Annotated in this window: 13 protein-coding genes and 1 pseudogene; 9 read left to right on the top strand and 5 right to left on the bottom strand. The window is 69.9% G+C overall.

What is annotated here, in order from left to right; translation table 11 throughout:
• Positions 1 to 47 precede the first annotated feature (47 nt).
• The 3 genes from HIR79_RS09335 to HIR79_RS09330 all read left to right on the top strand — a co-directional run bounded on the left by HIR79_RS09335 (position 48) and on the right by HIR79_RS09330 (position 3,008).
• Positions 48 to 1,256, top strand: a complete 1,209-nt coding sequence (locus HIR79_RS09335) for an MFS transporter (protein WP_169958130.1) — start codon at positions 48 to 50, stop codon at positions 1,254 to 1,256.
• A complete protein-coding gene (locus tag HIR79_RS18655) occupies positions 1,253 to 1,378 on the top strand; it encodes a hypothetical protein (RefSeq protein WP_258306303.1) in 126 nt (41 codons plus the stop codon). The genes HIR79_RS09335 and HIR79_RS18655 overlap by 4 nt, the downstream gene beginning before the upstream one ends.
• Before the next feature lie 181 nt (positions 1,379 to 1,559).
• Positions 1,560 to 3,008 (top strand): GntP family permease, encoded by a 1,449-nt coding sequence (locus HIR79_RS09330; RefSeq protein WP_169958129.1) that lies wholly within the window; start codon positions 1,560 to 1,562, stop codon positions 3,006 to 3,008.
• A gap of 20 nt (positions 3,009 to 3,028) precedes the next feature.
• Here the strand turns inward: HIR79_RS09330 and HIR79_RS09325 are convergent, their stop codons facing one another.
• Complete coding sequence (locus tag HIR79_RS09325) at positions 3,029 to 3,625, bottom strand: carboxymuconolactone decarboxylase family protein (protein WP_169958128.1); 597 nt, start codon at positions 3,623 to 3,625, stop codon at positions 3,029 to 3,031.
• Positions 3,626 to 3,708: 83 nt separating this feature from the next.
• Positions 3,709 to 4,056 carry a glutaredoxin gene (locus tag HIR79_RS18385; RefSeq protein ID WP_249322104.1) on the bottom strand — a complete coding sequence of 116 codons (348 nt, stop codon included), beginning with the start codon at positions 4,054 to 4,056 and terminating at the stop codon, positions 3,709 to 3,711.
• A 16-nt stretch (positions 4,057 to 4,072) separates the two neighbouring features.
• Between HIR79_RS18385 and HIR79_RS18380 the strand changes: the two genes are divergently transcribed.
• Positions 4,073 to 4,408, top strand: a complete 336-nt coding sequence (locus HIR79_RS18380; protein WP_249322103.1) for an OsmC family protein — start codon at positions 4,073 to 4,075, stop codon at positions 4,406 to 4,408.
• Between the two features lie 53 nt (positions 4,409 to 4,461).
• On the top strand, positions 4,462 to 5,739 hold the full coding sequence (locus HIR79_RS09310; protein WP_249322102.1) for an NAD(P)-binding domain-containing protein: 1,278 nt from the start codon (positions 4,462 to 4,464) through the stop codon (positions 5,737 to 5,739).
• Positions 5,740 to 5,786: 47 nt separating this feature from the next.
• Here the strand turns inward: HIR79_RS09310 and HIR79_RS09305 are convergent, their stop codons facing one another.
• Positions 5,787 to 6,677: a substrate-binding domain-containing protein gene (locus HIR79_RS09305; RefSeq protein WP_169958124.1), complete on the bottom strand. Its 891-nt coding sequence runs from the start codon at positions 6,675 to 6,677 to the stop codon at positions 5,787 to 5,789.
• 138 nt (positions 6,678 to 6,815) lie between these two features.
• On the opposite strand from HIR79_RS09305, the gene HIR79_RS09300 reads away from it, so the two are divergent.
• From HIR79_RS09300 to HIR79_RS09290, 3 genes and pseudogenes are all read left to right on the top strand, one after another.
• A complete protein-coding gene (locus HIR79_RS09300; RefSeq protein WP_169958123.1) occupies positions 6,816 to 7,520 on the top strand; it encodes an ABC transporter permease in 705 nt (234 codons plus the stop codon).
• Entirely contained in the window at positions 7,517 to 8,242 is a 726-nt protein-coding gene (locus HIR79_RS09295; protein ID WP_249322101.1) for an ATP-binding cassette domain-containing protein, read from the top strand. Before HIR79_RS09300 ends, HIR79_RS09295 begins: the two co-directional genes overlap by 4 nt.
• Positions 8,243 to 8,296: 54 nt before the next feature.
• Positions 8,297 to 9,055: pseudogene (locus tag HIR79_RS09290) on the top strand (ABC transporter substrate-binding protein); the annotation flags it as partial.
• Positions 9,056 to 9,074: 19 nt separating this feature from the next.
• On the opposite strand, the gene HIR79_RS09285 reads toward HIR79_RS09290, so the two are convergent.
• On the bottom strand, positions 9,075 to 10,079 hold the full coding sequence (locus HIR79_RS09285) for a LysR family transcriptional regulator (RefSeq protein ID WP_169958122.1): 1,005 nt from the start codon (positions 10,077 to 10,079) through the stop codon (positions 9,075 to 9,077).
• Between the two features lie 130 nt (positions 10,080 to 10,209).
• On the opposite strand from HIR79_RS09285, the gene HIR79_RS09280 reads away from it, so the two are divergent.
• Positions 10,210 to 11,151, top strand: coding sequence for a sodium-dependent bicarbonate transport family permease (locus tag HIR79_RS09280; protein WP_169958121.1), 942 nt, complete (start codon positions 10,210 to 10,212; stop codon positions 11,149 to 11,151).
• Between the two features lie 103 nt (positions 11,152 to 11,254).
• On the opposite strand, the gene ltrA is transcribed toward HIR79_RS09280, so the two are convergent.
• Complete coding sequence (gene ltrA / locus HIR79_RS09275) at positions 11,255 to 12,631, bottom strand: group II intron reverse transcriptase/maturase (protein WP_211620692.1); 1,377 nt, start codon at positions 12,629 to 12,631, stop codon at positions 11,255 to 11,257.
• Positions 12,632 to 13,036: the final 405 nt, after the last annotated feature.

Here is a 13,036-nt window from a genome sequence, read left to right as displayed (position 1 = left end):
GCCCGTCGCATAGTAGGCCTATCATTAGTCTGCAAACGGGACCTCCCATGGAGAGCGTGCGCCGTCATTCCCTGCTGCTTATCGTGCTGGGCAGCCTGGTCGTCACCCTGGCCATGGGTCTGCGCCATGGCTTCGGCCTGTTCCTCGAGCCCATGAGCACCGAGCTGGGCTGGGGCCGCGGCGTCTTCGCCTTTGCCCTCGCCCTGCAGAACCTGCTGTGGGGGCTCTCCCAGCCCTTCGCCGGGGCCCTGGCCGACCGCTTCGGCGCCGCCCGGGTGGTGGTGGTCGGCGGCGCCCTCTATGCCCTGGGCCTGCTGTTCATGGGCCTCTCGGAATCGGCGCTGGGCATGACCCTCTCCGCCGGCATCCTGATCGGCCTGGGGCTCTCCGGCACCACCTTCTCGGTGATCCTCGGCGCCGTGGGCCGCGCGGTGGCCCCGGAGAAGCGCAGCATGGCCATGGGCATCGTCAGCGCCGCCGGCTCCTTCGGCCAGTTCGCAATGCTGCCCGGCACCCTCGGCCTGATGGGGTGGCTCGGCTGGTCGGCGGCGCTGCTGGCGATGGGCGCCATCGCCGCGCTGATGCTGCCGCTGGGCGCCATGCTGCGCGACCGCCCCTCGGCCAAGGCCGCCAGCGATATCAGCCTGGGCGCCGCGCTCAACGAGGCCGCCAACCATCGCGGCTTCTGGCTGCTCTGCCTGGGCTTCTTCGTGTGCGGCTTCCAGGTGGTCTTCATCGGCGTGCACCTGCCCGGCTACCTGTTCGACAGCGGCATCGCCGTGCAGGTCGGCAGCACCGTGCTGGCCCTGGTCGGTCTGTTCAATATCTTCGGCACCTACGCCGCGGGCTGGCTCGGCGGGCGCTACTCCAAGCCGCGCCTGCTCACCTGGCTCTACCTGATCCGCGGCGTGGTCATCACCCTCTTCCTGGTCGCGCCGCTCAGCCCCGGCAGCGCCTACCTCTTCGGCATCGCCATGGGCCTGCTGTGGCTCTCCACGGTGCCGCTGACCAACGGCATCGTCGCCTCGGTATTCGGCGTCCAGCACCTCTCCATGCTGGGCGGCATCGTCTTCCTCTTCCACCAGCTCGGCTCCTTCATGGGGGTCTGGCTGGGGGGCTTCCTCTACGACCTGCAGGGCGACTACGCTGTGGTATGGAACATCGCCATCCTGCTCTCGGTGGTGGCCGCCGCCCTGCACTGGTTCATCAGCGAGCGGCCGGTCAGCCGCCCCGCTCCCACGGAGGCCGAGGCATGAGTCGCTCACTCCTGTTGCCGATCGCCGCCGCCCTTCTGACCGCCATGGCCCTCGCCCTGGTCTGGTGGGGCTGGCACCACCTCGACGCCGCCCAGCTGCTGCTGGGCAGCCGGCTCTGCTGAGGGACGCCTCTGAACGGCAGGGCTGACCGGCGGCGCTGACAGCCCAGGTTGCCTCCAGGCGGGAGACAACCGCCACCTTGATGCCTATACTGCACTACAGCATTCACGGATGAGCAGGAGCAGGCATGGCACGCTATTCCCCCTTACGAACCGAAACGGCACCCGACCGGGGAGACGCCCGATGACCGGCATCATGGCGATTGTCGTGGCGCTGGTGCTGCTGATGGTCCTGGCCTACCGCGGGCTAAGCCTGCTGATCCTCGCCCCGCTGCTGGCGGCCCTGGTGGCGCTGGCCTCGGTCGATACGCCCCTGCTGGCCAGCTACACCCAGGTCTTCATGGGGGCCGCCAGCGATTTCATCCTCCGCTTTTTCCCGCTGTTCCTGCTGGGGGCGATCTTCGGCAAGCTGATGGAGGATTCGGGCAGCGCCGAGGTACTGGCCAGCGCCATCGTGAAGCGCCTGGGCGACGCCCGCGCCATCCTGGCGGTGGTGCTCGCCTGTGCGGTGATGACCTACGGCGGCGTCTCGCTGTTCGTGGTGGCCTTCGCGGTCTACCCGATCGCCGCGGCGCTGTTTCGCCAGGCCAACCTGCCCAAGCGGCTGATCCCCGGCACCATCGCCCTAGGCGCCTTCACCTTCACCATGACCGCGCTGCCGGGCACGCCGGCGATCCAGAACGCCATTCCCATGCCCTACTTCGGCACTTCGCCGTTTGCCGCGCCGGGCCTCGGCATCCTCACCGGCATGGTCATGCTGGTGCTGGGACAGGCCTGGCTGAACCGTCGGGCGCGACAGGCGCGGCTGGCCGGCGAAGGCTACGGCGAGCACCAGGACAATGCGCCGACCGCCGGCCACCTGCGGGAGCGCGCGGCGGGCGAAGGCTTCGACCTGGCCGAGATGACCCCGCCGCCGGCGGTACGCGACCTGCCCCCCCTGCCGCTGGCGCTGCTGCCCATCGTGCTGGTGATCGCCCTGAACCTGCTGTTCACCGCGGTGGTGATCCCGGCCATGGAGACGGGGTATCTCGCCGAGCCGGCCTATGGCGCAACCAGCATCGAGTCGGTGCGCGGGGTCTGGTCGGTGATCGCCGCCCTGGTGATCGCCATCGCGGTGATCATCGTCGCTAACCTCAGGCGCCTCGAGTCGCTCACCACCACCCTGGACAGCGGCGCCAACGCCTCGCTGCTGCCGATCTTCAACACCGCCAGCCTGGTCGGCTTCGGTTCGGTGATCGCCTCGCTCGCAGCCTTCGAGGCAATCAGCCTCTGGGTGACCTCGGTGGGCGGCGACAACCCGCTGATCTCTCTCGCCATCGCGGTCAACCTGCTGGCGGGCATGACCGGCTCGGCCTCCGGCGGCATGAGCATCGCCCTGGCCACGCTGGGCGACACCTACCTGGCCATGGGCCAGGCCGCCGGCATCGCCCCCGAGCTGCTGCACCGGGTCACGGCCGTCGCCACCGGCGGGCTGGATGCCCTGCCCCACAACGGCGCGGTGATCACGCTGCTCTCCATCTGCGGCCTGACCCATCGCCAGGCCTATCTGGATATCGCGGTGGTGGCCGTGGTGGTCCCGATCCTCTCGCTGGTGCTGCTGATCGCCCTGGGTACGCTGGTCGGCTCGTTCTGAGGCGGCCGCCGCCGCGGGGCCTATCCCGCGGCGGGTGTGGCGATGGGCCGCCCCACGGTCAGCGCCTCGCACAGCGGAGCGGGCAGCTCGCGGTAGGCGGCGTCCGGCTCGACCCCCAGGCCGTCGAGCACCTTGGTGAAGAAGGCCCGCCCGGCCACCACCGCCACGAGGTCGAAGATCTCGTCGTCGGCCAGGCCCGTGCGCCTCAGGCGCTCGACGTCATCGGCGGTGACCCGGCTGGCATCCCCCGCGACCCGGCGCGCAAACGCCAGCAGCTCCCGCTCCGCCGCATCGAGGCCGCAAGGTTCGCGACCGCCGGCAATCTCCGCCACCGTCTCGTCGTCGAGCCACTGCCCCAGCGCCTTGCCGTGAGCCAGGGCGCAGTAGCTGCTGCCGAGCACGCTGGCCGCAGCCAGGGTGGCCAGCTCGAAGCGACGCGGCGCGACGTGCCGACGAATGCTCGCCAGCAGGGCCGCCCAGGCCGCCATCACCTCAGGGCGATGGCTGAAGGCCCTTGCATAGTTGGGCAGGTAGCCGAAGTGCGCCGCCTGGCGCCGGTACATCTCGCCTACCGCCTCGTCGGCCCGCTCGGGCGGGATGGTCTGGATGAAGGTCATGACACGCGCTCCTGAAGAAGGACAGTCGGAGAGGGACAGCCGGCCCGAGGCCTTCTCGCGGCCGGCGCGGTAGCGGTCGGCACCTAGGCCGTCGCGGCACGGGGGTGCAGCCAGCGGGGCAGCAGCTCGTCGGGGTCGAAAGCGGCCTCGGGATCGACGCGGAGGCCGCAGGCCGCCAGGCGCTCGGTCAGCGAGCCGTTCCGCCACGCCTCGAACAGCTCACTGCAGCCGCCCACCAGGCGCCCGCCAATGAAGATCTGCGGGATGGTGGCGGCCCCGGTGCGCGCGGCCAGCACCGGCCGCACCCGGCCGCCGATGTCGCCGGCCTGGCAGGCCACCGAATCGAGATCGACGCTGTGCACCTCGACGCCCAGCCGGGCGAAAAGCTTGCGGGCCGACCAGCAGAACTCGCACCACTCAAGGGCGAACATCACCACCGGCGCCGAGGTGTTCGCCGCCGAGGACCAGGGCCCCACCCCGGTGGAGTTCGTGCTGGTGGGCCTGGCTGGCTGCCTCACCGCCGGCATCGCCGCCGTTGCCCATCAACGCGGTATCCAGCTGCGCTCGGTCCGCGCCTGCGTGGAGGGGCGCATGGACATCCAGGGCATCCTGGGCATGGACCCCGAGGTGCGCAACGGCTTCGACGACATCCAGGTGGTCTACGAGATCGACGCCGACGCCAGCCGCGCGGAGATCGAGGCGCTGGTCGCCCAGTCCCAGAAGCGCTCGGCGGTCTACGACCTGCTCACCAATCCCACCCACGTCATGGTGAGCGTGAAATGATCCCGGGGCGCTTACACCTCCCGTATCGCCCGCTGCAACGCCCGGCCCGCGCCGTGACCGTCCTGGTCATCGGCGCGGGACACGCCGGGCTCGCCATGGGCCACCACCTGGCGCGGCGCGGCATCGACCATGTGATCCTGGAGCGCGGCGAGGTGGCCCACGCCTGGCGCCACGAGCGCTGGGACTCGCTGCGCCTGCTCACCCCCAACTGGCAGTGTCGCCTGCCCGGCCAGCCCTACACCGGCCCCGACCCGGAGGGCTTCATGGGCATGCCGGAGCTGATCGCGCTGCTGGAGGGCTACGCCCGGCAGCTGGGCTCGCCGATCCACACCGGCACCCGGGTGACAGCGGTACGGGCCCTGGACGACGGCTATCGGGTGGAGACCGATCGAGGGGCTTGGCGCTGCCGGGCGGTGGTGATCGCCACCGGCGCCACCCAGCTGCCGGTGGTGCCCACCCTGGCCGCGGCCCTGCCGCCCTGGATCGAGAGCCTGACCCCACTGGCCTACCGCCATCCGGCGCAACTCCCGCCGGGCGGCGTACTGGTGGTGGGCGCCGCGGCCACCGGCGTGCAGCTGGCCGACGAGCTCCAGCGCAGCGGCCGGCCGGTGACCCTGGCGGTGGGTGAGCACCTGCGCCTGCCGCGGCGCTACCGCGGACGCGACATCCAGTGGTGGCTGGAGCGGGCCGGCCTGCTCGACCAGCGCTTCGACGAGGTGGAGGAGATCGCCCGGGCGCGGCGGGCCCCCTCGCCGCAGCTGGTGGGCGGCCCCTCGCCCCGCGACTTGGACCTCAACGCCCTGAGCGAGCGCGGCGTGCGCCTGGTGGGGCGCCTCGCGGGCCTGTCGGGCACCCGGCTGCAGTTCGCCGGCTCCCTGGCCATGCACTGCGCCGCGGCGGATCTCAAGCTCACCCGGCTGCTCGACAACCTCGACGCCTGGGCGCTGGCCCACGGCTGTCACGAAGCCCTGCCCGCCCCCGAACGCCCGGCGCCCACCCGGCTGCCGACGCGCCCCTGCCTCGGCCTCGACCTGGCCGCCGGCGAGATCCGCACGGTGGTCTGGGCCACCGGGTTTCGTCCCGACCTCAGCTGGCTGCGGCTCCCGGTGCTCGATGCCAGGGGTCGGCTTCGCCATCACGGCGGGGTGATCGAGGGTGCGCCGGGGCTCTACGCCATGGGCCTGCCCTTCATGCGTCGGCGCAAGTCGGGGGCCATCCACGGCGCCGATGACGACGCCCGCGAGCTCAGCGACCATCTCGTCGCCTGGCTGGCGGGTCAAACCAGCCGGCGACCCGGGCGGTGCCCCGACCGTGCCAATGCTCCGGCCTGATCCACGGCGGCTCTGGCGTGCAGCGCCGCCGTGGCACTCGGCGGCGCTCAGGCGTTGTGGACCACACGGCCGAGCTCGCTCAGGTCGTAGCCGCCCAGCGCCTCCGCACGCTCGGCGAAACGCGGCCCCCGGGCAAAGGCCAGCAGCCGCTGCACCGGCGGCTCGAAGTAGCTGCGCCGCCTCAGGGCCAGGTCGAAGGCCTCCGCGTGCAGCGACACGAAGGCGAGCCCCTGGCGGCGGGCGGCCGCTTCCACTCCAAGCCCGACTTCGGCCTCGCCCTGGCGCACCGACAGGGCGAGGTCGTCCTCGCTGAGCGAAGGGTGCTCGGCCAGGGTCAGGCGCTGACGGTCCATCCCCTCTCGTGCCAGCAGCACGTTCAGCAGTCGCTCCGCCCCGGCATCCGGCTGACGATAGGCGACCCGCACCCCAGGCCGGGCCAGGTCGGCGAGTTCGACAATTCCCAGGGGGTTGTCCGGCGCCAGCAGCAGCCCCTGGCGGCGCCAGGCCCAGCGCACCATCACCAGGTCGCGCATGCCACCCAGGCCCAGCCTCGCCGGCTCGTTGTAGCCCCCGCTCTCCGGGTCGATCAGGTGCAGGCCGGCCAGCATGGCATCGCCGGCCAGCAGCCGCCGCACGCCGTCGCCGCTGCCGTGGCAGAGCAGCGCCAGCTGGGAGCCGCTCTCGCGTACGGCCCACTCCAGCAGGGGGTCCTGGCTCCCCGCCAGGACACTCGGCACGAGACGCCGACTCGCCTGGTCCCCCTCCAGGTGGCTCATCAGCCAGAGGTCGAGGCTCTGGCGGGGAAAGAGCAGCTTGCCGGTGACCCGCACGCAGGGGATCTCACCCTGACGCACCAGATCGTAGACCTTGCGCTCCTTGAGGCGCAGATAGTCGGCGGCCTCGGCGGTGGTCAGGTAGGCGTGGGGCGCTCGCTCCATGGGTCTCTCCCTTCTCGGCGGGCTGGCGGTCTCGGCACCAGCCTGGACGTTATCATGCGCAAGACTGCATAAATTCCATCGTGAGATGCGAAGCTCCCTCTCAACGCACATGATGCAACGAGACCACAGGAGAACACGATGCCTGCCGACGCCAACGCCTTCCAGACCGCCCTCGCCCTGATCCTGGGCATGGACCCGGTGCTGCTCGGCATCGTGGCGCTCTCGCTGCAGGTCTCGCTGAGCGCGGTGCTGATCGCCGCCCTGCTCGCCCTACCGCTGGGCGCGGCGCTGGCGCTGTGGCGCTTCCCCGGGCGCGGCGCTGTGATCGTGGCGCTGAATGCGCTGATGGGCCTGCCGCCGGTGGTGGCGGGGCTCACCGTCTACCTGCTGCTCTCCCGGGCGGGCCCCCTGGGCCAGTTCGGCCTGCTCTTCACCCCCACCGCCATGGTCATCGCCCAGGTGATCCTGATCCTGCCGATCATCGCCGCCCTGACCCGCCAGCAGATCGAAGAGCTCCACAGCGAGTACCGCGAGCAGCTGCGCTCCCTCGGCGTCTCGCGGCCACGCATGATCCCCACCCTGCTGTGGGACGCGCGCTTCTCGCTGCTCACCGTGGTGCTGGCGGGCTTCGGCCGCGCCAGCGCCGAAGTGGGGGCGGTGATGATCGTCGGCGGCAATATCGACGGCGTCACCCGGGTGATGACCACCGCCATCGTGCTGGAGACCAGCAAGGGGAACCTGCCGCTGGCCCTGGGCCTTGGCCTGGTGCTGCTCGGGCTGGTGCTGCTGGTCAATGCTGCCGCCTATCTGGTCGGCGAGACGGCGCGGAGGCGGCTGGGATGAACGACATGCCGAAATGCTTCGTGACCGAGGTCCCGGCCCTGGTGTTCGACGAAGTGAGCTTCACCCATCGTGGCCAGCGCCTCCTCGGACCGCTGGACCTGCGTCTGGGGGGCTGTCGGCGCACCCTGGTGATGGGCCCCAACGGCGCCGGCAAGAGCCTGCTCATGCGCCTGGCCCATGGCCTGCTGACCAGCAGCTCGGGACGGCTACGGTGGGAAGGGCCAACGCCCCGCCAGGCGATGGTCTTCCAGCGGCCGGTGATGCTCAAGCGCTCGGCACTTGCCAACCTGACCTACGCGCTGGCGGTCAACGACACCCCCCGGTCCCGGCGTCGGCTACTGGCTCGCGAGGCCCTGGAACGCTTCGGCCTCGCCGCCCTCGAGAAGCGACCGGCCCGGGTACTCTCTGGCGGCGAGCAGCAGCGCCTCGCCCTGGCCCGCGCCTGGCTGACGCGCCCCGAGGTGCTGTTCCTCGACGAGCCCACCTCGGCACTGGACCCAGCGGCCATCAAGGCGGTGGAGGATGCGGTCCTGGAGTTCCACGCTGCCGGCACGCGCATCGTGATGAGCAGTCATGACCTCCACCAGGCCAGGCGCCTGGCGGATGACGTGGTATTGCTCAATGCCGGGCGACTGATCGAACACACCGACGCCGCCACCTTCTTCACGGCTCCCTCCTCACGCGAGGCGAGGGCCTTCATCCGCGGGGAGCTGGTCCTCTAGCCTGGCTTTTCGTGCCATCCCGGCAAACCTCCCGACAATGACAAGGAAGCGACCATGAAGCACAAGGCACGCATCGCTCTGACCGCCATCGGCCTGCTGGGCCTCTCTCTGGCCGCCCAGGCCCAGGACGGCGAGCGCTACATCACCCTGGCCTCGACCACCTCCACCGAACAATCCGGGCTCTTCGGCCACCTGCTGCCGGTCTTCTCCGAGGCCACCGGCATCCAGGTGCGAGTGGTGGCCGTAGGCACCGGCCAGGCCTTCGAGATCGCCCGGCGCGGCGACGCCGACAGCCTGCTGGTCCACGACACCGCTGGCGAAAAGACCTTCGTCGCGGAGGGGTACGGCACCGAGCGTGCCGACGTGATGTACAACGATTTCGTGATCATCGGGCCGGATGGCGATCCCGCCAGCATCACCGAGGCCGAGAGCGTGACCGAGGCCCTGCGCCGGATCGCCGAGGCCGAGGCGCCCTTCGCCTCCCGCGGCGACGACAGTGGCACCCACCGCGCCGAGCTGCGCCTCTGGGAAGCGGCGGGCGTCGAGCCCGGGGGGGCGTGGTACCGCGAACTCGGCAGCGGCATGGGCCCGACGCTGAACACCGCCGCCGCCATGGACGCCTACGTGATGAGCGACCGCGCCACCTGGGTCGCCTTCGACAACCGCCAGTCGCTCGCGCTGCTCTTCGAGGGCGACGAGGCGCTCTTCAACCAGTACGGCAGCATCCTGATCGACCCGGAGCGCCACCCCCACCTGAAGCACGACCTGGCCGTGCAGTGGCACCAGTGGCTGCTCTCCGAGCAGGGCCAGCAGGCCATCGCCGACTTCACCGTCAACGGCGAGCCGCTCTTCTTTCCCAACGCCAACGCCCCTTATTATGGCCTGACTCCGCAAACCGCCCCAGCAGCCCCTCGAGCTCATTGCTCAGGAAGCGCGGCTCCACGCATTCGCCGAGGTGGCCCTCGGCGAAGCGCAGGAAGCCCAGCGCCGCGTGGGAGAGGCGCCGGTCGCGGCGCACGATGAACTGCCAGTGGCTCTCGATGGGCAGCCCCTCCACCGGCAGGATCACGAGGTCAGGGTGCTCCGGCGGCAGCACGTGCTCGGAGAGCACGGCGAGGCCCATGCCGGCGGCCACGCCGACCCGGATCGCCTCGTTGCTGGCCATCTGCAGGGTCGGCCCCAGGGTCAGCCCCTGCTCCTGCAACCAGCTCTCGAAGAGCATCCGCGTGGCCGAGCCCGGCTCGCGCAGCAGGAAGCGCTCCTCCAGAAGCTCCCCCATGGCGATACGCTCGCGCCTCGCCAGGGGATGCCCCCGGGGCGCCACCGCCACCAGCGGGTTGCGCAGGAAGCGCCCGGCCAGGGCGTGGGCCAGCGACGGCGGGTGGCTGAAGACGTAGAGGTCATCCTCCTGGCGCTCGAAGCGGGTCAGCATCTGGCGGCGGTTGCCGATGTGCACGGTAACGTCCACCTCGGGGAAGGCGCGGCTGTAGGGGCCGAGCAGGCGCGGCAGCACGTACTGGGCGGTGTTGACGAGCGCAATGGAGAAGCGCCCCCGCTCGCCGCCGCGCAGCGCCGCCAGGTAGTCGTCGAAGTCGGCGAAGCGCCCGAGCACCTCGCGGCTGGCGCGGTAGAGCTCAAGGCCCGCCTCGGTGGGTGCCAGCCGGCCCTGGCGGTTCTCGAGCAGCGGCTCTCCCACCGCCTCGGCGAGCCGCTTGAGCTGCTGGGAGACGGTGGGCTGGGTGAGGTGCAGGCGTCGCGCCGCCTCGCTGATGGAGCCCGCCTGCACCACCGCCACATGCACCTGCAGCAGTCGAAACGTCAGGTGTCGAATGTTCATGGGACGCCCTCCTCGCCTCGATCCATAGATAATCATCCATGATGCACTCGCGAAATCTTAATTGGTATCAATGATGCGACTTTCCGACAATGCCGACCGTTTCCCCTGACCGCTGCAAGAGACGCTCCTGATGCCCGATATCGTGGTGATGTTCTTCCTGCTCGGCCTGCTGGCCGGGGTGGTGAAGTCCGACCTGACCATTCCCAAGGCCGCCTACGACACCCTGAGCCTGCTGCTGATGCTGACCATCGGCCTCAAGGGCGGCATGGCGCTCTACGGCAACCTCGGCTGGTCGCTGGTACCGGAACTGCTCGCCGTGGCCGCGCTGGGCGCGCTGATCCCCCTGGCGCTGATGCCGATACTGCGCCGGCTGATTCGGCTCTCGCCTGCCGATAGCGCCAGCATCGCCGCCCACTACGGCTCGGTGAGTGCCGGCACCTTCGCCGTGGCCCTGGCCTTCGCCGAGGGGCGCAACCTGCCGATCGGCGCCGAGGTCACCCTGTATCTCGTGATGATGGAGCTGCCGGCGATCATGGTGGCCATCGCCCTCTATCGCCGCCATGCGGGCAAGGCCGCCGGGGAAGCGATGCAGGGGATCTGGCACGAGACGCTGACCAACCGCGGGGTGATCCTGCTGGCCGGCGGCGCGGTGATCGGCGCCATGTACGGCCCCCAGGAGGGCGCCAACGTAACGGAGCTTTTCACCAGCGCCTTCCACGCCGTGCTCGCCCTCTTCCTTCTGCAGATGGGCCTCACCGCCGCCGCGACGCTGCGCCCCATCCCCTGGTTCCACTGGCGCCTGCTCACCTTCGCCCTGGTCGCCCCCCTGGTGCTGTCGCTGGTCGGGCTGGCCGTGGGCCTGGCACTGGGCCTGCCCGCCGGCTCGCTCTTGATCCTCACTGCCCTGGCGGCCAGCGCCTCCTATATCGCTGCCCCAGCCGCCATGCGCACCGCCATCCCCCAGGCCAACATCGGCCTGGCCATGCTCGCCGCCCTGGGCTTCACCTTCCCGCTCAACGTGATCATCGGCATCCCGCTCTATCACCAGCTGATCCAGTGGCTGGCCGGCTGAGCGAGCCGAACCACAGAAATCGAGTAGGAGGGGGAGTCGCCTCCCCCGTCCTCTCACACCACCGGGCATACGGTTCCGTACCACGGCGGTTCACGAAGAACGACTAAGCCCTCTTGACCGTATCGAGTACCGAGATCAGGCCCTGCTGCTCGAACCATTTCCGTGGCAAGGCCTGATTCATGTGCGAGGCGCCGGCGTTCCACCAAGGGCCTCGCCCGTTTCCCGCTGACTTCCACGCCCGATGGTCGTCCAGACCCAGCGCCCGTAGCTTGCGGCGCCGTGTCCGCGGGCGTTTCCATTGCCGCCAGATCACGCAACGCAGTCGGCGACGTATCCAACCCTCCAGCACTTCCAGCGGGCGCTTTACGTCGACGAAGGAGAAGTAGTTGGCCCAGCCCCGCAGGACCGGGGTCAACTCTTCGATAACGCGCCGTATGTTGCGCCCCCTGCCACGCTTGAGGATCTCGCGGACACGCTGCATCAGGCGCTGCAGGCTGGTCTTGGCCAGCGTCAGCTTCGGCCGCTTGTGCCGGGTCAGCGTGTAGCCCAGATACCCCCGGTGCCAGGGTCGATCCACCGCACTCTTGTTGCGATTGACCGTCAGCCTGAGTGAGCTCTCGAGAAAATCACTCAGACTGGCCATGACGCGCTCGCCCGCTCGCCGACTCCTGACATACACCTGCAGGTCGTCGGCATAGCGGCAAAAGCGGTGGCCGCGGCGTTCCAGTTCCTTGTCCACGTCATCCAGCAGGATATTGGCCAGCAGCGGGCTGAGTGGTCCGCCCTGGGGCGTGCCCTGCCGGCGTGGCGCGACCAGGCCGTCCTGGAACATCCCGGCTTCCAGATAGCGCCGGATCAAGCGCAACGCTCGCTTGTCGCGGACGCGGCGCGCGACCCGCGCCATCAGCAGGTCGTGATTCACCCGGTCGAAGAAGGCTTTCAGGTCGAGGTCGACCACCCAGCGGTGGCCGGCGGTGACATGGGCCTTCATCGCCGAGACGGCCTGCTGGGCACTGCGCCCGGGCCGATAGCCATAACTCGATGCGGAGAACCCCGGATCGAAGATCGGCGTCAGCACCTGCAGCAGCGCCTGCTGGATCAGCCGGTCAGTGACCGTGGGGATGCCGAGCTGTCGCGTCCCGCCCTTGGGCTTGGGGATCTCGACGGCTCGGACTGGACTGGGGTGGTACTCACCGGCCAGCAACCGCTCGCGCAGCGTTGGCCAGCATTCCTTCAGGTGGTCGGCCAGCTGGTGGACCGTCATGCCGTCGGCACCCGGCGCCCCCTTGTTGGCGACCACCCTTCGGTAAGCCCGCTCCATGTTGGCCTTATCTACCACGGCCTCCATGAGCGGGGCGGGCTCCGCTTTCGTCCACGATGACGACGCCGGGATCGTCTCGACGCCCACCGGCTGGGACTCGGGGTTCCGCCCCTGCCCCTCTGGGTGGGTGGCGGTATCAGCGCCACTTTCTGCCTTCATGATCGATCCTCGAGACATCATCGCCTACTCGCGGTTCTTCATGTTCGGCCCTTGGTGCCGCGGTGAACCAGCACTTACTATGGCCTCTGCTGACGTCTGGTGGCCCATCCCGTCGCCTCTCGGCGCCGGTAGCACCGTGGCAGACCACCAGACCTCCCAGGGTAAGACGCGCGACCTTCCTCCCATCTACCCGCCGCATTTACCTCCACATCTTCCGGATAGCTATTGGGCTTCGAGTGTCATTGCCCTCTCGCCCAGATGTGGCTGCCTCATATGCGATTCCTGTTCGTCAGGCCGGGAGTTTGCCTTCAGCTTCCTTCAGATTCCGCCTCGCGGCGGACACCCTTGCTGTTCGGCTAGCGGTTCCCGCTATCAGGGTCCGCAGGGGACTTTCACCCCCAAGTC

This window comes from Halomonas sp. PGE1, from assembly GCF_013000985.1.
In the GTDB taxonomy this organism is placed as follows: Bacteria; Pseudomonadota; Gammaproteobacteria; order Pseudomonadales; family Halomonadaceae; genus Halomonas; species Halomonas alkalicola.
This window is presented reverse-complemented; position numbering and strand designations above follow the sequence as displayed.

Excerpts from the sequence above, each read along its gene's own strand:
- HIR79_RS09335 (WP_169958130.1), top strand. The coding sequence starts at position 48 with ATGGAGAGCGTGCGCCGTCATTCCCTGCTGCTTATCGTGCTGGGCAGC.
- HIR79_RS18655 (WP_258306303.1), top strand. The coding sequence starts at position 1,253 with ATGAGTCGCTCACTCCTGTTGCCGATCGCCGCCGCCCTTCTGACCGCC.
- HIR79_RS09330 (WP_169958129.1), top strand. The coding sequence starts at position 1,560 with ATGACCGGCATCATGGCGATTGTCGTGGCGCTGGTGCTGCTGATGGTC.
- HIR79_RS09325 (WP_169958128.1), bottom strand. The coding sequence starts at position 3,625 with ATGACCTTCATCCAGACCATCCCGCCCGAGCGGGCCGACGAGGCGGTA.
- HIR79_RS18385 (WP_249322104.1), bottom strand. The coding sequence starts at position 4,056 with ATGTTCGCCCTTGAGTGGTGCGAGTTCTGCTGGTCGGCCCGCAAGCTT.
- HIR79_RS09305 (WP_169958124.1), bottom strand. The coding sequence starts at position 6,677 with ATGGAGCGAGCGCCCCACGCCTACCTGACCACCGCCGAGGCCGCCGAC.
- HIR79_RS09300 (WP_169958123.1), top strand. The coding sequence starts at position 6,816 with ATGCCTGCCGACGCCAACGCCTTCCAGACCGCCCTCGCCCTGATCCTG.
- HIR79_RS09295 (WP_249322101.1), top strand. The coding sequence starts at position 7,517 with ATGAACGACATGCCGAAATGCTTCGTGACCGAGGTCCCGGCCCTGGTG.
- HIR79_RS09285 (WP_169958122.1), bottom strand. The coding sequence starts at position 10,079 with ATGAACATTCGACACCTGACGTTTCGACTGCTGCAGGTGCATGTGGCG.
- HIR79_RS09280 (WP_169958121.1), top strand. The coding sequence starts at position 10,210 with ATGCCCGATATCGTGGTGATGTTCTTCCTGCTCGGCCTGCTGGCCGGG.
- ltrA (WP_211620692.1), bottom strand. The coding sequence starts at position 12,631 with ATGAAGGCAGAAAGTGGCGCTGATACCGCCACCCACCCAGAGGGGCAG.